Below are 17,987 nucleotides of genomic sequence, written 5' to 3'. Positions count from 1 at the left end.
CGTTGCATGGGAGCGCTCCCATTACAATGCCGTCACGCGCCCTTTGACGGCCACCCCGCAGTACTGGTTGACATCGGTCCCACCGGCCCGGTCATCCGGCCGCCACCTGTTGCACGGCACCACCCCCGGTTCGAGCAGTTCCCAACCATCGAAGAACCGGGCGATCCCGGCCGCACTCCGATACTTGATCTTCGGGGTGCCGCGCTCGTTCCAGAACTCCACGATCCGGTTCGCCTCATCGGTATTGATGTCGTGACAGCCGTGCGCGACCGTCAGGCAACTGCCGTCCGGCACCGCCGCCATGAGATCCCGGACGATCCCGCGGACCCGCTCGTCGTCCCTGATGAAATGCAGAATGCCGAGCAGATTCACCGCCACCGGCCGGTCCAGATCGAGCGTTTCGGCCGCCCGCTCCAGCAGGCCGGCCGGATCGTTGAGATCGGCCTCCAGATACGCGGTGGTGCCCTCGGCGGAACCGGCCAGCAGTGCCCGGGCATGCGTCAACACCAGTGGATCGTTGTCCACATAGACGACGCGGGTTTCGGGCGCGATCTCCTGCGCCACCCGATGCGTGTTGTCCGCGGTCGGCAGCCCACTCCCGATGTCCAGGATCTGCCGAATCCCGCGTTCCTCCACCGGATGCCGCACCGCCCGCCGCAGAAACCGCCGATCCTCCCGGGCCAGCGTCACGATCGACGGCAGGATAGCGGCGATCGCGTCACCGGCCTCCCGATCGACCGCGAAATTGTCGCGACCACCCAGCCAGTAGTCCCAGAGCCGCGCCGAATGCGGCGTCTGGTCGTCGATCCGCGCACCATGTTCAGTCACAAACGTCAATGTATAAGGCCACCCCGATCTGGTACGCCCGACACCTTCCACAACCGCAGGCGGCACCTCCAGCCTCGTCCCCGCGAGCCGGGCCGCCCCACCGGACCGTCCGGCGCCCGCCGGGCGAATCCGCCGCGCACCGGCTTCCGCCGCGCTGTTCTGTAGGCTTCTGCGGCGGTATGCCGGTTTCCTCGATCTTGCTCGATGCTCCGATCTGGCGGCTGCGGACCCCGGTCGGGCAGGCAGTGGCACGCAGTCGGACCGCTGCCCAGCTGTCGGCAGGGGCCTACTTTCCACGTGAGTCGCTGCCATTAGCTGACATAGGCTGATTTATCGTAATAGCGATACCGCTGCACGGCCTCGTGCCGCGATTCAGCCGATCTCCGGCCGATCTCCAGCCGTGGCATCCCACTCGATCCCAGAAATCGGTCGATTTGACACCGAAATGGATATCGTTCTCGGCTTTCAGTTCGCTCGCGGTCGATCCCTCGCACGGACGCCCCGCCCAGCTGAGATCTTGGCGTATTGTCCACCGAATCGAGTCTTCCGCTGGAATGCTGGCCCGTCCGCAGTCAATTCCTCGCGCGAGTGTTCACTTCCGGCCCCGCCCTGGCCGATCTTGGCGATTTCACCACCGGATAGAGTCGTCTTCTCAGCTGCTGGCCTGTTCGCGGTAAATTCCTCGACTGAGTGTCCGCCTTCCAGCCCCACCCCTGACCGATCTTGGTGGATTCACCACCGGAAAGAGCCTTGTTCTCGGCAGCCTGATCACTTGCGGTCAATCCCTCGCGCGGGCGGCCCACTCAGCAGAGACCTTGGTGGGTTTACCACCGTTTCCGGTGGTAAATTCGCCAAGATCGGCCAGGGTGGGGCTGGAAGGCGGACACTCGTGCGGGGAATTGACCGCGTGCGGTGCCGGCAGTTGAGAACAATGCTTGAAACGGTGGTAAATCCGCCAAGATTGGCCAGGGTGGGGCTGGAAGGCGGACACTCGCGTGAGGAGTTTACCGCGAGCGGTGCCGGCAGCTTAGAATAATGCCCGAAGCGGTTTTTAATCCACCAAGATTGGCCCCGGGTGGGGTGGTCGCTCGTACGAGGAATGTGCTTGCGGGCCGGTTGGCGATCAGGGAACGTATCAGTTCCGTGGTGAGTCAAACGAGGCTATAGAAATTGCAGTCGTCTGTGTGAGGGATTTGCCGCGCGTGGGGTCGCCGATAAAGGAGAATTGCCAGAACGGTGGTATATCTGCGTGGATCTGCAGCGGGAGGGGTTTTTCTGCCAGGCGAGGTGAGGGGAGGGGAGAGGGCGTCGGAGGTTGGTTGGGGGCGGAGACCGAGGTTTGAAATGGTTATCGATGCTTCACAAATGATATAGATTCGTCTATTTGTTTTGTTCGGGGCTTGCGGTGCTGGCCGCTACCGGCGCATTCGCCCGGTGGGCGCCGGGCGGTCCGGGGGTGCGCCCGGCTTGCGGGGACCAGGCCTAGCTGCCCGATCGGTGTGGAGTTGAAATCGCGTACCGGAAAAGGGTTGGAAAAGACGCCTGCCTGGAGGTGGGGGCGGACCTGGTCACGATGCTTGGTTTTGTTTCGACAAGTGGTGGAGGAAAGCGGTGGTGTGGTGTTGTTCGGTTTCGGTGCCGGACGGAGCGGCTACGAATTCGGTGATGCCGGTTTCCTCGAGGCGGTTGATCTGGCGGGCCACCGTTTCCTCGTCGCCTATCAGGGCCACGTCCTGGGGGCCGGTGGCGCCCTCGTGGTCGAGGACGCGGCGGTATTCCGGGACCTGGGCGGCCATTCCGAAACGGTCGGCCAGGCGGGAGCGGGCGTCCGCGACATCGGTGGTCACGCACACCGGGAGCCCGGCCACCATCCGGGGTGTGGGGCGGCCCGCCGCGGCGGCGAGCACCGTGGGGACGACGTGGGACTCCAGCGTCCGGGCGCCGGTCAGCCACGTGATCGCGCCGTCGGCCGCCGTGCCCGCCAGCCGTAGCATCGCCGGGCCCAGGGCCGCCAGGAGCACCGGTGGGGGAATAGTGCCGGGCACGGCGACCGTGCCGCGCACCGTCAGGAACTCGCCACCGGCCGCTACCGGCTCGCCGTGCAGCAGGGGGAGCAGAGCCGCCAGGTATTCGCGCATGAACGCCACCGGCCGGTCCACCGGCAGTCCGAACATGCCGCCCACCATGACGCCGATCCCGGAGCCCACGCCCAGGGTGAGCCGGTTGCCGGTGGCCGCCTGCACACTCAGGGCCTGGCCCGCCAGGGTGAGCGGATGGCGCTGGCGGACCGGGACGACCGCGGTGCCCAGTGTGGCCCGTGGCGCGTGCGGGGCGGCCACCGTCAGGGCGGTGAGTGCGTCCCAGCCGAGCGCCTGCGCGGTCCACAGCGAGTCCGCGCCGGTGGCCTGCTGTCTGAGAGTGTCCGCGGTGGCCGGGCCGCGGACCTCGCCGATCATGATGCCGATGCGCATGCCGTCACTCCTCATCCGGAGAGGCTCTCCGTTTCGATGGCGGTAGTCTACGGAGAGGTTCTCCGGATAACCAGAGGGGGGCGCCGTGCGAAGTGACGCGCGACAGAACCGGGAGCGGGTGCTCGCCGCGGCCCGGGAGGAGTTCGCCGCGCACGGGGCGAACGCCTCACTCAACAAGATCGCTCAGCGGGCCGGGGTCGGGCCGGGCACGCTGTACCGGCACTTCGGGTCGGCGCAGGAACTACTCGTGGCGATCATCGCCGCCGACGTGGACACCCTCGTCGCCACCGGGCGTGACCTGCTCCGGCATCCGGCCCCCGTCGAAGCGCTGCAGCGCTGGCTGCGGGCGGTGGCCGGGCACGCCGCCGCGATGCGCGGACTGGTCGCCACCGAACTCCTCGGCGCCGGCACCGACTCGGCGCTGGCCGCCAGCCACGAACGGATCCGGGCGGTCGGGGCGGAACTGCTGGAGCGTACCGGCAATCCCGACCGCATCGACATCACCGACCTGCTCACCCTGGTCAACTCGGTGGCCTGGGCCAGCGAACGGATGCCCGCCGCCCCGGACCGCCTGGACCGCCTCCTGGTGATCGTCAACCGTGCCCTGCCCGCAGCGGAGACGCCCAGACTCCGGCACTCCGTCCGCGCCCTGCTGCTCGACGAGGACGACCGGATCCTGCTGTGCCGGTTCGTCCTGCCACACCCGGTCGTGCCGAGCGGGGCCACCAGTGTGTGGGCGGCCCCCGGCGGTGGCATCGAAGCGGGCGAGGACCCGCTGACCGCGCTGCGCCGCGAACTCCGGGAGGAGACCGGCCTGACCCTCGGCGCCGACCCGCCGCACGTCTGGCACCAGGTGGTCGTCGACGCCGCCATCGCGCCAGGGCTCGACGGCATCATCAACGACTATTTTCTGGTACGGGTACGTCACTTCCAGCCCCGCGGCGAGATGACCGACGAGCAACTGGCCGCCGACGAGAACCTGGCCGAATTCCGGTGGTGGACGCTCGCGGAGATCGCCGGCTACACCGGCCGTGACCTGTTCTCACCCCGCGACCTGAGCACGCCGTTGACCGCGCTGCTCGACACGGGCGCACCGGCGCGGCCGATTCCGCTCGGTCTCTGAGGGCAGCCCGCCCCTGCCGTCGACCGAAGGATCACCCCGCCCCGCGCCCGGTCCGGCCGGCTGCCCGGCCGGCGGTTCGAGCGAGACGTGGCCGAACTGTGGCAGCGTGCCTGGGTGCGGCAGTTCAGCAGCGGGGCGGTGGGGGCGTTCGGACTGACGGTCGGGCGCCATTCAGCGGACTCCGAACAGAGCGCGGTCACCGCGGCGTTCCGTGATCTCGACGAGGCGGAGCGCGGTTCGGATCACTGGTACGCCCGGGTGTCCGGTTTCGGCGACGAAGCGTTCTTCATCTCCACGCCCCCGTGTCCTGATGGCGGCCGGTGAAGCCAACGTCACCGTCTTCGTCTCGGTGTGGCCCGGCGAACCCGGCGAACGGGACGGCGACGCGGCAGTCAATGGCCTGGCCACCGGGATCCTCGACGACATCGAAGTGACTCCACCGAAGTCGCCTGACATGAGTCGTCGTGACAGCTCCGGTGCTGGTGTTCGACAGCGAGGCGGTGAAGATGGCGCCGTTATGCGACGGGGACGCGGACATGATCGCCGCGGTGGAGGTCTACAACGCCGCGCATCGTGGTGTTCCCGGGCTCGCAAGATCGAATATGTGCTGACCGAGATCGTGGGGTCGCCCGAGGTCGCCGCGCGGTACGCCGAGTTGCCGGCGCTGCGGCTGCCCTCGTATGTGCCGGTTCCGGGGCTGACCGGCTTTCTGGAAGCGGTGCCCGCGGTGCGGTATGTGGCCAGCAGCGCGCCGGTCGGTGAGATCGATGCGCAGTTGGGCCGGCATCGGCTGGGTGACTTCTTCGCGCGGGTGCTCGGGCATCCGGTGACCAGGACCGAGGCGCTGCGTCTGATCGGACGACGTCATGCGGGGCAGCGGATCGTGTTCATCGGTGACGCGCCGGCTGATCTCGCCGCCGCCCGTGCCACCGGCGCCGACTTCATCGCGCTCAACCCGAACGCCGGGCTGGCCGGAGCGTTTTGAGGACTTCCGGGCCGTACGCCGCATCGTGGATCGGCTCCGGAACGGCGATGCTATTGGACTAGATTCCTAGGATGCCCTAGAGGGTGTGCGAGGGGAGTCTGTCGATGATCCGGCAGTTCGAGTGGACTGACTACGACGCTGTGGTGGATGTCTGGGAGGCGGCCGGGCGGGATGTGGTCGGCCGGGACGAGTTGGTTGCCAAGCTTCGGCGGGATCCGGAGCTGCTTCTCGTCGCCGAGGAGGAAGGGCGGGTCGCCGGCGTCGTGATGGGGACCTTCGACGGGCGGCGGGGTTGGATCTTCCGGCTTGCCGTGGATCCGGTGTTCCGGCGGCGGGGGATCGCCACCGGGCTGGTGGCGGAGCTGGAGGCGCGGCTGCTGAAACTGGGCTGTCCCCGGGTGAACCTGCTGGTCATGCCGGACAACGAGGCGGGGCTGCGGTTCTGGCAGCGGCTCGGATATCTGCCCTGTCCGGATGTGCTGTGCACCAAGCCCTTGGAGTCTTCATCCTAGGATGGATTATGGGTAGTGCGGCAAGCCGCACTACCCATCGACGGCTTCGCCGACTGAGATCAGGGATTTCGACCGTTTCGAGTTTCTGGTCGGTGGGGTGGGCCCGTCGGGCAGTTCCGCATTCGAGTGACGGACTGTGGCTGGGGCGGGTGGGCGACTCGATCATCAGCCGTCAGCCCGGGCCCGGGAGGCGCACCCGGTCACCGTCCATATGCGCTGGTCAGGTTGAGGACACCGGTGCGGCAACACGATCAGTGGACCGTGATGCCCCCATCGGGCCCGGGGCGTCTGGGTCTGCGCACGACCGGCCGACCCGGCCGAGGACTTGCGCGACACCCGGCCCTCCGCCAGGACAAGACTCGAAACCACACTCGCCACGAGTGGGCGCGCGGTCAGCGGTGTGGGGCGGATTCGCCCGGTGGACGCCGGGCGGTCCGGTGTGGCGCCTGCCTTGCGGGGACGAGGCGGGACGTGCCGCCTGCGGTTGTGGGAGGTGCCGGGCGTACAAAATCTGGTGTGTGCGGATCGACGATGGGACGCCGCGTTCGGTGGTCCGGCGATCCGATGTCCCGGCGTTCCCCGCGGAACGCCGGGACATCGGGTGTCAGTGGATGGGGGCGGCGGTGCGGTTCACCAGGACGCGGGCGAACAGCAGGGTGAGGACGCCGGCCGCGACCACGGTGAGCAGGCCGACGCGGAGGCTGAACTGGTCGGCGAGGAAACCGACCAGCGGGGGTGAGAGCAGGAAACCGGCGCGCAGCAGCCAGCTGACGATGGTCAGGCCGGTGCCGGGGGACAGGCCGGGGAGTTCGTCGGCGGTGTGCATGGCGGCCGGTACCAGGGTGGCGACGCCGAGGCCGGCCAGGGCGAAACCGGCCAGTGCGGTCGGGACGGTCGGGTAGGCGAGGGCGGCGGCCATCCCGATCGCGCCCAGGGCGGCGCCGTAGCGGACCACGGTGCGCTGGCCGAAGCGGTCGACGGCGCGGTCCCCGGTCAGGCGGCCGATGGTCATGGCCACCTGCATGGCTACCACGGCCAGGCCGGCGGTGGCGGCGTCGGTGTGCAGCTCGTCGGTGAGGAAGATGGCGCCCCAGGAGGCTCCGGCGTCCTCGACCAGGGCGCCACATGCGGCCAGGACACCGAGGGCGGCGAGGAGACGTACGGCGGCGGCTTTGATCGGTTCTTGATCGGTCTTCGTCTCCGCCGGGTCAGGGGTGGGACTGTCGTCGGGGCCGGGCAGCAGGAACCGGTAGGCGGCCAGGGCGACGATGCTGAAGATGACGGCGGAGATGGTCAGGTGCAGGCCCAGTGACAGGTTCAGGCCGGCGGCGGCGGAGCCCATCAGTCCGCCGAGGACGGCGCCGATGCTCCAGACGCCGTGCAGGGAGTTGACGATGGAGCGGCCGTAGTGGCGCTGGACGCGCAGGCCGTGGGTGTTCTGGGCGACGTCGATGACCGAGTCGAGGGCACCGAAGACGAACAGGGCGGCGGCCAGCCCGAAACCGTTGGGGGCGAACGGGACGGTCAGGCTGGTGACGGTGGTGAGGATGACACCGAAGGCGGCGACCCGGGCGGAGTGGAAGCGGCGGATGAACGCGCCGGCGAGCAGTCCGGCCAGCAGGGCGCCGATCGGCATGGCGGCGATGGCCGAGCCGAGGGCGACGTTGCTGAGGTGCAGGTCCTCGCGGATCTGGGGGTAGCGGGGGACGATGTTGAAGAAGACGGCGCCGTTGGTGAGGAAGAGGGCGGCGACGGCGGCTCGGGCGTGCCGGGCCTGCCGGGTGGGGGTGTTCATGGTGACTCCGGGTTACTTCAGGTAGCGCTCGATGGCGTGGCGGATCTGGGCGGGTGTCATCGGGGCGGTGGAGAGGGCGCTGTGCAGGGTGAGGCCTTCGATGAGGGCGTCGACCTCGCGGGCGGTGGTGGGGTCGAAGTGGTGTTCGAGGGCGTCGCGGCTGCGTTGCATCCAGGCTTGGGTGACGGCGCGCAGGGCGGGGTTGCGGGCTGCGGCGACGTAGAGCTCGGTGGACAGGATGAGGTCGTTGGCGGGGCTGAGCAGGTCGTCGGTGACCAGGTCGACGACGGCTTGGACGGCTTCGGCGCGGGTGCGGGCGGCGGTGAGGCGGGCGTCGAAGATCTCGGCGATGGCTTGGGCGTGGCGGGTGAAGGCTTCGGTGAGGATCTCGTCGAGGCCGGTGAAGTGGTAGGTGAGGGAGCCGAGGGGGACGTCGGCGGCGCGGGCGATCTCGCGGTGGGTGGTGGCGGCGACGCCTTTCTGGGCGATGACGGTGAGGGCGGCGTCGATGATGCGGTCGCGGCGGTGCGGGTCGTGGCGGCGGGGCCGTCTCATTCGATGGTGCGGACGACGCGGGCCGGGTTGCCGACGGCGACGACGCCCTCGGGCAGGTCGCGGGTGACGACGGAGCCGGCGCCGACGACGGTGTCGTCGCCGATGGTGACGCCGGGCAGGACGATGACGCCGCTGCCGAGCCAGACGTTGTCGCCGATGGTGATGGGTTTCGCGGCTTCCCATTTGTCGCGGCGGGGGCCGGGTTCGATGGGGTGGGTGGGGGTGAGGAGCTGGACGTTGGTGCCGATCTGGCAGTCCTCGCCGATGGTGATGGGGGCGACGTCGAGGGCGATGAGGCCGTAGTTGGCGAAGGTGCGGGCGCCGATGCTGATGTAGCGGCCGTAGTCGACGCGGAAGGGTGGGCGGATGTCGACGCCGTCGCCGATCCGGCCGAGGAGCTCTTCGAGGATGCGGCGGCGTTCGTCGGGGCGGCGGGCGCTGGTGCTGTTGTAGGCGTCGGTGAGATCTTGGGCGTGCAGGAGGGCTTCGCCGAGTTCGGGGTCGTCGGCGATGTAGAGGTCGCCGTTCTGCATGCGTTCGCGCATGGTGGGTTCGGTCATGTGTACAAGCGTACATAAGGAGGGGTGCCGCGGTGCATGAGGATGAGATCACCATCGGGGAGCCGGTGGTGCGGGAGCTGCTGGCGGCGCAGTGCCCGCAGTGGGCCGGGCTGCCGCTGTCGCGGGCCGGGGCGGGGACCGAGAACGTGATGTTCCGGCTCGGTGACGAGCTGCTGGTGCGGCTGCCGCGCACGGCCGGGCGGGCGGGCGCGCTGCGCAAGGAGGTGCGGTGGCTGCCGCGCCTTTCGGCCCGTCTGTCGTTGCGGACACCCGTGCCTGTGTACGTGGGGGAGCCGGCGCGATCGTTTCCGGCTCAGTGGGCGGTGTTCGGGTGGATCGAGGGCGAGGTGGTGGGGCCGTCGGTGGTGGCTGACTGGGCGGGGCTGGGTGTGGGGCTGGCGTCGTTCGTACGCCAATTGCATGCTGTTGATCTTGATGGTGTGGAGCGTGCCGGTGATCTGAGCTGGTATCGGGGCGGGGAGCTGGCGCCGTGTGACGCGTGGGTGAGCCGGGCGCTGGCCGAATGCCGGCCGTTGATCGGAGACGACCGGGTGGACGCCCTGGACGGGATCTGGCGGGCCGGGCTGGCGCTGCCCGCGTCGACCGGGCGGCACGTGTGGTTGCACGGTGATCTGCGGCCGGGGAACCTGCTGGTGGGGGAGGGCCGGTTGCGGGCGGTGATCGATTTCGGGGCGCTGTCGGTGGGTTTGCCGGACGCCGAGCACGCCGCGGTGTGGGATCTGCCGGCGCCGGCGCGGCAGGCGTACCGCGCGGAGCTGGACGTCGACGATGTGACGTGGGCTCGGGCGCGGGCCTGGGCGGTCGCGGTGGCGGCCAGTGGGATCTCGTACTACTGGGAGACGTTCCCGGAGTTCGTGGCGGAATGTCAGGCGCGGGTCGCTTTCTTACTAGAATCCTAGGACGGATTAGAGGCGGTGAGTCAAAACCCTGAAAAGGACGGCTTCGCCGACAACCCCGAGGTGCTGCGGGACCGGGTCCTGCTGAATGCGGGACCCGGTGATCCGCGCGGCCGGCGGGTATGAGGCCGGTCGACCGATACATCTGTGGTGCCGGAGACGATCAGCCGGGCGTCCGCGTCGCTGCGTGACTCGGGTGTGGGGACGGCCCGGGTCGCTGGCCCCCGGTGGGGCGGGCTCGGGTGAGGGGGACGAGGGCGGCGAGCATGAGCAGGCCGGTCAGGGGCATCAGGTTGAGATCGGCGGCGGGCAGGAGCACGGCGATCAGCATCAGGGCGGGGCTCCACCAGGGCAGGTGGCCGGCGGCGGCGGTGAGGGCGGCGAGGGTGACGATGCCGAGGAAGAACAGCATCGGGCCGATGTCGTAGAAGGCGAGCTGGATGCCGGGCTGGTCGGTGAACTGGTGTTGCAGGGTTTTCAGGTGGTCGCGGTCGGTGGCGGCGACGGCGAGGATCATGTCGGCGGCGAACTGGACGATGGTGGTGGCCAGGCCGGCCAGGGTGATGGCGGTGACGGGGGTGCCGGCGGTGCGGGTCAGGGGTCGCAGGCCGAGGACGATCGGGATGAACAGCAGCATGCCGGCGAGCCCGAAGAGGTGGGCGAGCTGCCAGTCGGCGCCGGGGCCGTAGTGGCCGTCGAGGCGGCCGATGATGCGGGTGAGGCCGTAGGCGGTCATCGCCAGGGGTGCGGCCACCAGGAGTGTTCGGTTCATGGGGTCGATCCTGGTGGGGGTGGGGTCGCAGGCGCGTCCGGGTGGTTCCCTGATTGGTCCCTGAGTGGTGTCCCCTATGGACGGGTGGGTGGGCTGCTGCGGCCGTGGCGGTGTCCGGTGAGTTCGGCGTCGAGGGTCTGCTGTGCGGTGCGCATGACGGCGGCCTGTTCGGGGGTTGCGAGGCGTCGCCACATCTCGTCCTCGGTGATGTCCTCGATGTGGCTGACCACCCACCAGATGTTGCCGAAGGGGTCGCGGATGCGGGCGCCGCGTTGTCCGAAGGCGTCGTCGGCGGCGGGGGTGATGATGCGGGCGCCGGCTGCGGTGGCGCGGGTGAGGGTGTGGTCGGTGTCGGGGACGAAGACGCGCAGGAGGCTGGGCAGGGTGGGCCAGTCGGGGCGGCGGTCGAAGGCGAGGACGACGGTGTCGCCGATGCGGATCTCGGCGTGGCCGATCATGCCGTCTTCGGTGGTGACGCGGGCGGTCTCGTGGCCGTCGAAGGTGTGGGTGACGAAGTCGAGGAAGGCCCCGGTGTCGTCGGTGACGACCCAGGGCGCGACGGTGGTGTATCCCGGTGGGTTCATGTGCGCCACGGTACGGGGGATTGCGGACGGTTGTTGTCCTGTTTAGCTGGGGTCCCATTCGATGAGGCGGTCGACGTGGGTGGGGTCGCCGGTGAGGGTGATGCCGTCGGGTTCGCGGCCGTAGCAGAGCAGGACCAGGTTGGAGGCGGTGCCGGTGAGGGTGGTGTCGGCGGGGCCGTCGGGGGTGACGGTGTAGGCGCCGTCGTGGTCCAGGCGCAGGTGCCAGGTGGGGCCTTCGGTGGTGGTGAAGGCGATGGTGGCGGGGGTGTGTGGCCAGGGTGTGGTGGTGGTGCTGACGGTGTGCAGGAATTCTTCGACGCCGTCGAGGGCGATGTCGGTGGGCAGGGGTTGGGGGTCGCCGGTGGTGAGCTGGGCGTCGTAGGTGTGGACGGCGATCTCTTGGAGTTGGTGGCGGGCGACGGCGCCGCTGGTCTGCGGGGATTGGGCGGTGGGCCACCAGGTCCAGACGGGCTGGTCGGGGCCGGCGGTGCGCAGGGCGTCGATGAGCCGGCCGGCGGCGGTGGTCAGCCAGGTGTCGAGCTGGGTGCGGTCGTGGGGTGCGGGGTCGGTGTCGGGGAGGCGGCCGCTGGTGGGGTCGGCGGCGGTGACGGTGGCGGCCCAGGAGCGGCGGCCCTGTCCGATGTGCTCGGCGAGCTGGTGCAGGGTCCAGTCGGGGCAGGTGGGGACTTTGGTGTCGAGGGTGGGGGCGGCGTGGATCGTCCGGCGGAAGGTGGCGTGCCTTTCGTCGATGAGGCGCAGCAGGTCGGTGTGGGTGAGGGGGTTGTGCACCCGTGGTTTGTAGCAGTGGTGTGGCGGGGGCGCCAGGGGTTTATTCGAGGGTGAGGAAGGTGGGTGGGTCGTGGCGGAGGAAGTCGTGGTGGGAGATGTCCCAGCCGTAGGCGCCGGCGCGGCTGAAGAGCAGGATGTCGCCGGTGCGCAGGCGGGTGACGTGGTGGCCTCGGGTGAGGACGTCGCGGGGGGTGCAGAGTTCGCCGACGGCGTCGACTGTGGTGTCGGTGATCTCCAGGCGGGGGTAGGGGTGGGGCCAGTGGTCGACGGGGATGATCTGGAAGGGGTGGGAGTAGCCCCAGGCGGCGGGGAGGCGGAAGTGGTGGGTGCCGCCGCGGAGGATGGCGAAGGTGCGGCCGTGGGTGGTTTTGAGGTCGAGGACTTCGGTGGCGTAGTGGCCGGCGTCGGCGGTGAGGTAGCGGCCGGGTTCGAGGATGAGTTCGATGCCGTGCGGGACGGTGACGGTTGACAGTGGGGTGAGGTCGATGGAGGCGTCGGTGAGGTAGTCGACGCCGAGGCCGCCTCCGGCGTTGACGATGCGCAGGTCTGTTCCGTGGGCTGTCGCGGTTTTGATGGACCAGGTGATGGCGTCGGTGAGGTAGGCGGCGTGGGCGTGGCCGTCGAGGTTGTTGGAGACGGCGTGCAGGTGGAAGCCGATGACGCGCAGGTTGCCGGGGATGGTGGCCAGTACCTGGGGCAGCTGGTGTTCGTCGATGCCGAAGGGGGTGGGGGTGCCGGTCATGGTGTGGCTGCCGGTGAGGGTTGTGCCGGTGCGGTTGACGCGCAGGCAGATGTCGGCGGGCCGGCCGAGGGCGGCCAGTCGCTGGAGTTCGTGGGGGCTTTCGACGTTGATGAGGGCGCCGGCGTCGAGGGCGGCGGCGAGTTCGGTGTCGGTTTTGGCGGGGCCGCCGAAGGCGATGCGGTGGGCTCCGGCGTGGATGGCGAGGGCGAGTTCGCCGCCGGAGGCGACTTCGAGGCCGTCGCATTCCTGGGCCAGGGTTCGGATCACGGTCTGGTGCCCGTTGGCTTTGACCGCGTAGAGGATGGTGGTGCGGGCGGGGACGGCGGCGCGTAGGGCGCGGGCGCGGGCGCGCAGGGTGTGGGTGTCGTAGAGGTAGGCGCAGCGGGGTGTCGGCAGGGTGAGGAGTGCGGCGGTGATGGGGTCAGGCATGGAGGGGGTTGCTCACTGGGATGTGGATGTCGCCGTGGCCGGCCAGGCGCATGCGGACGAGGGCTTTGTGGGGGATGCGGGGGGCGATCAGCCAGCTGTGGTCGGCGGCGGCGTGGGGGTGGGTGCCGAGGGTGTCGTAGGTGGCGTCGATGACGTCGCGGATGAGGGTCCAGGCGTGGGTTTCGTCGAGGTGGTGGGTTTGGCCGAGGCGGATGACGAGTTCGCCGAGGTGGGCTTGCAGGGCGGTGTATCCGAGTTTGGCGCGCAGGGTTTCGGTGTCGGTGGTGGTGATGACGGAGCCGGGCCACAGGTCGATGGTGTGGCCGGCTCGGGCGAGGCGGGTGGGGTGCAGTCGGAGGCCGGCGAAGTCGCGGAGGGCGAGGCGGTGGGGGTGGCCGTTGCGGAAGGTGGGCAGGCAGTTCTGGAGGTGGGCTTCGAGGGCGATGCCGTCGGCGAGTAGTCGGAGCAGGGGTGGGAGTAGGAGTCGGGTGTAGTCGGTGAGCCAGGTGGCGGGGTTGCCGCCGGCTTGGTCGACGACGGTGGTGAGGATGTGGGGTAGGGCGAGGGCGCCGCCGGGGATGGCGTGTTCGCCGGGTTGGAGGCGGCCGGTGAGTCCGGTGCGGGCGATGGCGGACAGGTCGCGGCCGGTGCCGGTGGGGACGGCGGCGCCTGCGGTTTCGGTCATGAGCAGGATGCGGTCGTCGTCGATGAGCTGGTGCAGGAGGCGGGAGAGGGTGGGGCCGTTGCGGGTGGAGGCGACGCTGATGCTGCGGCGGGTGGAGGTGACCTGGATGTCGAGGCTGACTTTGAGGTAGTGGCCGCTGGGGAGTAGGAGGGTGCGCAGGGCGGCGGTGGGGATGGTGTCGAGGTGGCCGTCGAGGCGTTGCAGGGTGCCGTCGGTGAAGAGGTCTCGGTAGCGGTGCAGGACGGTGTCGTGTTGCCAGGGGTGGACGGGTTGGAGGCGGTATCCGGCGGGTGGTTGGGGGATGTCGGTGTGGTGGTGGTGCAGCCAGGTGCCGAGGTCGTCGCCGAGGTGGGTGTCGTCGCGGACGGCGATGAATTTGAGGGGGGTGTGGCCGGCTTCGAGGTCGTGGTGGAGGACGTCGACGGTGTCCCAGCCGAGGCGGGTGCGGCCGCAGGGGTGCAGGTTGTGGCCGGTGACGGCTTGGCGTTCGAGGTGGACGGCGTGGTGGTCGGGGTTGGTGGTGTGGGGGTCGCCGGTGGTGGGGGTGAAGCGGGCGAGGGCGATGGCCTGGTTGATGACGGCGTTGCGGATCTCGGTGGAGAAGGTGCCGGTGGTGTCGATGCCGGCGAGCAGGTCGACGGGGTCGGCGACGCCGGCGTGGGGGTATTCGGTGCGGTCGAAGGCGTGGGTGCGGCCGCCGGTGGTGTGGGGGGTGAGGTTTTCGCGGACGAGGGCGGCGCGCAGGCGGCGGCCGATGGTGTCGGCGGCGTGGGGGAGGTGGCGGGTGAAGGCTTCGGTGAGGTGGGGGGCGTGGACGGTGAGGGCGGCTTCGGTGTGGGCGGCGGCTGCGGCGAGTCGTCCGGTGCTGACGGTGTGGATCATCGGTGGTCCTAACTCCCGGCTGCCATCGGGTTGTCGAGGTGGGTCCACTGGTCGTGGAGGGGGTCGGTGGCCAGGCGCATGGCGGTGGTGGCTTTGACCGGTAGGGGGTCGGTGGTGAGGTGGTGGCCGTCGGGGGTGGTGCGTAGGGCGGTGGCGAGGGTGGTCCAGAGGTGGTGGGGGTCGGCGCCGTGGTGGGTGGTGAGGGCGGTGATGGTTTGGCGGGCGACGGTGGCGAGGGCGGCGGCGGAGAGTTTGGTGCGGAGTTCGGTGAGGTCGTCGGTGGGGATGTCGCCGTGCAGGCCGGGGTCGGGGTGGCCGGTTCGGGTGAGGCGTGTGGTGTGGGTGCGGACGCCGCCGAGGTCGCGGTAGTAGGTGTGTACGGCGCGGCCGTGGTGTAGGCGGATGAGGGTGTTCTGGCCGTGGGCTTCCAGGGCGATGCCGCGGGCGAGGAGGGTGGCCAGGGGGATGAACAGGATGCGGCACAGGTCGGTCATGAGGGTGTGGGGGTTGTCGATGGTGTGCAGGTGTTGGGGGAGCAGGCCGAGGGGGATGGCGTCGTCGGGTGGGGGTTGGCGGGTGAGGTGGGCGAGGCGGCGGTCGGGGCCGTGGTCGGTGATGACGGCGCCGGCGTTGGTCTCGGCGAGGACGGTCAGGGGCAGGTCGGTGGTGAGTTTTTGCAGGAGGGTGGACAGGCGGGGGCCGTTGTGGACGGCGGCGGGGGAGACGGTGCGGATGGCGGAGGTCATCTGGATGTCGACGGCGGTTTTGATGTGGGGTCCGCCGTCGAGGGGTGCGACGGTGCGCAGGGACATGAGGGGGCGGGTGGGGCCGGTGGGGCCGAGGTCGGTGAGCCAGGGGTGTTCGGTGAGGAGGCGGGGTGCCTGCCAGGGGTGGGCGAGGAGGACGGGTGGGCTGTTGCCGTGCCAGCGTTCGGGGGGTACGGCGAGGCGGCGCAGGTGGATGACGGGGTGGTGTTCGGGGGCGTAGGTGAGGATGTCGGCGACGGTCATGCCGGTGCGGGTGCGGCAGCAGGGGTGTAGGGGGTGGCCGTCGACGAGGGTTTGTTCGAGGGCGCCGGGGCCGGTGTCGGCCGGTGGGGTGTTGGCGCGGGCGAGGGCCAGGTTGGCGACGCTGTTGGCGATCTCGGTGATGAGTGGGGTGCCGGGCCACAGTAGGGCGGTGAGCTGGGCGGGGTCGGTGATCGGGGTGCCGGTGGCGGTGGTGGCGGTCAGGCCGTCGGGTGGGGTGGTGAAGGCGGTGGCGGCGGCGGTGGGGTAGGTGATGGTGGTGTGGGTGAAGGTGACGGTGGTGTGGCCGTGGTGGTGGTGGTGTCGGCTGGTGAGGCCGGGTAGTGGTTCGTGTTCGAGGGCCAGGAGCAGGCGGGCCAGGATGGCGGCGTGGGCTCCGGGTAGGGCGGTGTCGTAGTGGGGGAGCAGGGTGGGGCGCAGGGTGGCCAGTTGCTGGCGGGTGCCGGCGGGGTCGGCGGTGGGGTGCGGCACGTCCCCATTGTGGGCTGTGGGGGTGGTGGTGTCTGTGGGGGAGCGTGGTGGGGCGGTCGGGGTCACAGCGGGTTCGGGTTGTTTCCCCACCGCTACGGATCCGATAAGTTCTCATATTCATCGGAAGGGGTGCGGGCCGTGGACGTCGACGTCATCGTGGTGGGGGCCGGGCTGGCGGGGCTTGCCGCCGCCCATGAACTGACCGCCGCCGGGAAGAGGGTGGCCCTGCTCGATCAGGAGAACGCCGCGAATCTCGGCGGGCAGGCCTGGTGGTCGTTCGGGGGCCTGTTCTTCGTCGACAGTCCCGAGCAGCGGCGCGCCCGCATCCGCGATCACGTCGAGCTGGCGTGGGCGGACTGGCAGGGCAGTGCCGGTTTCGACCGCCTGGACGACCAGGACTCGTGGGCGGTGAAGTGGGCGCGCGCCTATGTGGAGTTCGCGGCCGGGGAGAAGCGGGCGTGGCTGTCGTCGCTGGGCCTGTCGTGGCTGCCGTTCGCCGGCTGGGCCGAACGCGGCGAGCTGAAGGCCGGTGGGCACGGCAACTCGGTGCCCCGGTTCCACATCACCTGGGGTACCGGTACCGGGGTGGTCGCCCCGTTCGCCGCGTCCGCGCACCGGGCCGCCGCCGCGGGGCTGCTGGCGTTTCGTCACCGGCACCGCGTCGACGAGATCCTGATCGAGAACGGCACGGCTGTCGGGGTGCGCGGCAGGATTCTGGCCGGTGACGACGCGGGCCGGGGCCGGCCGTCCAACCGTGACGAGACCGGTGACTTCGAGCTGCGTGCGCAGGCGGTGGTGGTGACCACCGGTGGGATCGGCGCCAACCACGACCTGGTGCGCCGGTTCTGGCCGCAGCGTCTGGGCACCCCGCCGGCCCGGATGGTGACCGGGGTGCCGGCCTACGTCGACGGGCGGATGCTGCAGATCGCCGAGGACGCCGGGGCGCGGCTGGTCAACCGGGACCGGATGTGGCACTACACCGAGGGTGTGCAGAACTGGGATCCGGTGTGGCCCGGTCACGGTATCCGGATCCTGTCCGCGCCGTCACCGTTGTGGCTGGATGCTCTCGGCCGGCGGCTGCCGGCACCCTACTTCCCGTCGTACGACACCCTCGGCACGTTGAAGCACCTGCGGACCAGTCCGGAGATCGCCGGGTTCGACCACTCGTGGTTCGTGCTCACGCAGCGGATCATCGAGAAGGAGTTCGCGCTGTCGGGCAGCGAGCAGAATCCGGATCTGACCGCCGGTGACAAGCGCGGTTTCCTGAAGGAGCGGCTGTTCGGCAAGGGCGCTCCGGCCCCGGTGGAGGCGTTCAAGCGGCACGGCGCCGATTTCGTGGTGTCGGCGTCCCTCGACGACCTGGTGGCGCGGATGAACGCTCTCACCGACCAGCCGCTGCTGGATGTGGCGACGGTGCGGGCGCAGGTGCTGGCCCGGGATTCGCAGATCGCCAACACGGTCACCAAGGACGCCCAGATCCAGGGTATCCACAACTCGCGCCGCTACCTCGGCGACCGGATCGGCCGGACGTCGGTGCCGCACCGGCTGCTGGACCCGGCGGCCGGGCCGCTGATCGCGGTGAAACTGCACATCCTGACCCGCAAGACCCTCGGTGGTATCCAGACCGACCTGGACTCGCGGGCCCTGGACGCGTCCGGGGCGGCCGTTCCCGGCCTGTACGCCGCCGGTGAGGTCGCCGGGTTCGGTGGCGGCGGGGTGCACGGCTACAACGCCCTGGAGGGCACCTTCCTCGGCGGCTGCCTGTTCAGCGGCCGGGCCGCCGGACGTCACGCGGCCGCACACGTGTAGTACTGGGCGGGTGAGCCTGCTGCACCGTTTGAGTGACCTGTCGGGCGCGG

The 17,987-nt window shown here is 70.0% G+C and carries 17 protein-coding genes; 6 read left to right on the top strand and 11 right to left on the bottom strand.

Annotated features, from left to right (window positions below; genetic code table 11):
- Positions 1–21 precede the first annotated feature (21 nt).
- A complete protein-coding gene (locus ACQ0O7_RS13710) occupies positions 22–828 on the bottom strand; it encodes an SAM-dependent methyltransferase (RefSeq protein ID WP_430782414.1) in 807 nt (268 codons plus the stop codon).
- Between the two features lie 1,568 nt (positions 829–2,396).
- Positions 2,397–3,299 (bottom strand): TIGR03564 family F420-dependent LLM class oxidoreductase, encoded by a 903-nt coding sequence (locus ACQ0O7_RS13705; RefSeq protein WP_430782413.1) that lies wholly within the window; start codon positions 3,297–3,299, stop codon positions 2,397–2,399.
- A gap of 85 nt (positions 3,300–3,384) precedes the next feature.
- On the opposite strand from ACQ0O7_RS13705, the gene ACQ0O7_RS13700 reads away from it, so the two are divergent.
- The 4 genes from ACQ0O7_RS13700 to ACQ0O7_RS13685 all read left to right on the top strand — a co-directional run bounded on the left by ACQ0O7_RS13700 (position 3,385) and on the right by ACQ0O7_RS13685 (position 5,919).
- The gene (locus ACQ0O7_RS13700) at positions 3,385–4,422 is read left to right on the top strand and encodes an NUDIX domain-containing protein (RefSeq protein ID WP_430782412.1); all 1,038 of its coding nucleotides are present in this window, start codon (positions 3,385–3,387) and stop codon (positions 4,420–4,422) included.
- A gap of 87 nt (positions 4,423–4,509) precedes the next feature.
- Entirely contained in the window at positions 4,510–4,746 is a 237-nt protein-coding gene (locus ACQ0O7_RS13695) for a hypothetical protein (protein WP_430782411.1), read from the top strand.
- The gene (locus tag ACQ0O7_RS13690; RefSeq protein ID WP_430782410.1) at positions 4,733–5,407 is read left to right on the top strand and encodes a hypothetical protein; all 675 of its coding nucleotides are present in this window, start codon (positions 4,733–4,735) and stop codon (positions 5,405–5,407) included. The genes ACQ0O7_RS13695 and ACQ0O7_RS13690 overlap by 14 nt, the downstream gene beginning before the upstream one ends.
- Before the next feature lie 104 nt (positions 5,408–5,511).
- A complete protein-coding gene (locus tag ACQ0O7_RS13685; protein WP_430782409.1) occupies positions 5,512–5,919 on the top strand; it encodes a GNAT family N-acetyltransferase in 408 nt (135 codons plus the stop codon).
- Between the two features lie 604 nt (positions 5,920–6,523).
- Here ACQ0O7_RS13685 and ACQ0O7_RS13680 read toward each other — a convergent pair.
- Genes ACQ0O7_RS13680 through ACQ0O7_RS13670 form a run of 3 tightly spaced genes read right to left on the bottom strand, consistent with a single transcriptional unit; the run spans position 6,524 to position 8,829 of the window.
- Positions 6,524–7,714 carry an MFS transporter gene (locus tag ACQ0O7_RS13680; RefSeq protein WP_430782408.1) on the bottom strand — a complete coding sequence of 397 codons (1,191 nt, stop codon included), beginning with the start codon at positions 7,712–7,714 and terminating at the stop codon, positions 6,524–6,526.
- A 12-nt stretch (positions 7,715–7,726) separates the two neighbouring features.
- Positions 7,727–8,269 (bottom strand): TetR/AcrR family transcriptional regulator, encoded by a 543-nt coding sequence (locus ACQ0O7_RS13675; RefSeq protein WP_430782407.1) that lies wholly within the window; start codon positions 8,267–8,269, stop codon positions 7,727–7,729.
- Positions 8,266–8,829, bottom strand: a complete 564-nt coding sequence (locus ACQ0O7_RS13670) for a sugar O-acetyltransferase (protein ID WP_430782406.1) — start codon at positions 8,827–8,829, stop codon at positions 8,266–8,268. Before ACQ0O7_RS13670 ends, ACQ0O7_RS13675 begins: the two co-directional genes overlap by 4 nt.
- A 32-nt stretch (positions 8,830–8,861) precedes the next feature.
- Between ACQ0O7_RS13670 and ACQ0O7_RS13665 the strand changes: the two genes are divergently transcribed.
- The gene (locus ACQ0O7_RS13665; protein WP_430782405.1) at positions 8,862–9,749 is read left to right on the top strand and encodes an aminoglycoside phosphotransferase family protein; all 888 of its coding nucleotides are present in this window, start codon (positions 8,862–8,864) and stop codon (positions 9,747–9,749) included.
- Positions 9,750–9,909: 160 nt separating this feature from the next.
- Here the strand turns inward: ACQ0O7_RS13665 and ACQ0O7_RS13660 are convergent, their stop codons facing one another.
- The 6 genes from ACQ0O7_RS13660 to ACQ0O7_RS13635 all read right to left on the bottom strand — a co-directional run bounded on the left by ACQ0O7_RS13660 (position 9,910) and on the right by ACQ0O7_RS13635 (position 16,128).
- Positions 9,910–10,518, bottom strand: a complete 609-nt coding sequence (locus tag ACQ0O7_RS13660; protein WP_430782404.1) for a hypothetical protein — start codon at positions 10,516–10,518, stop codon at positions 9,910–9,912.
- A gap of 74 nt (positions 10,519–10,592) precedes the next feature.
- Positions 10,593–11,102, bottom strand: coding sequence for a VOC family protein (locus tag ACQ0O7_RS13655; protein WP_430782403.1), 510 nt, complete (start codon positions 11,100–11,102; stop codon positions 10,593–10,595).
- 42 nt (positions 11,103–11,144) lie between these two features.
- Positions 11,145–11,891, bottom strand: coding sequence for a maleylpyruvate isomerase family mycothiol-dependent enzyme (locus tag ACQ0O7_RS13650; protein ID WP_430782402.1), 747 nt, complete (start codon positions 11,889–11,891; stop codon positions 11,145–11,147).
- 40 nt (positions 11,892–11,931) lie between these two features.
- A complete protein-coding gene (locus ACQ0O7_RS13645) occupies positions 11,932–13,062 on the bottom strand; it encodes an alanine racemase (RefSeq protein WP_430782401.1) in 1,131 nt (376 codons plus the stop codon).
- A complete protein-coding gene (locus ACQ0O7_RS13640) occupies positions 13,055–14,629 on the bottom strand; it encodes an IucA/IucC family protein (RefSeq protein ID WP_430782400.1) in 1,575 nt (524 codons plus the stop codon). The genes ACQ0O7_RS13645 and ACQ0O7_RS13640 overlap by 8 nt, the downstream gene beginning before the upstream one ends.
- A gap of 8 nt (positions 14,630–14,637) precedes the next feature.
- Positions 14,638–16,128, bottom strand: a complete 1,491-nt coding sequence (locus tag ACQ0O7_RS13635; RefSeq protein WP_430782399.1) for an IucA/IucC family protein — start codon at positions 16,126–16,128, stop codon at positions 14,638–14,640.
- 78 nt (positions 16,129–16,206) lie between these two features.
- Here ACQ0O7_RS13635 and ACQ0O7_RS13630 point away from each other — a divergent pair, with 78 nt between their 5' ends.
- Positions 16,207–17,937, top strand: a complete 1,731-nt coding sequence (locus ACQ0O7_RS13630) for an FAD-binding dehydrogenase (RefSeq protein WP_430782398.1) — start codon at positions 16,207–16,209, stop codon at positions 17,935–17,937.
- Positions 17,938–17,987: the final 50 nt, after the last annotated feature.

The organism is Actinoplanes sp. G11-F43, from assembly GCF_050589265.1.
Lineage (GTDB): Bacteria > Actinomycetota > Actinomycetes > Mycobacteriales > Micromonosporaceae > Actinoplanes.
This window is presented reverse-complemented; position numbering and strand designations above follow the sequence as displayed.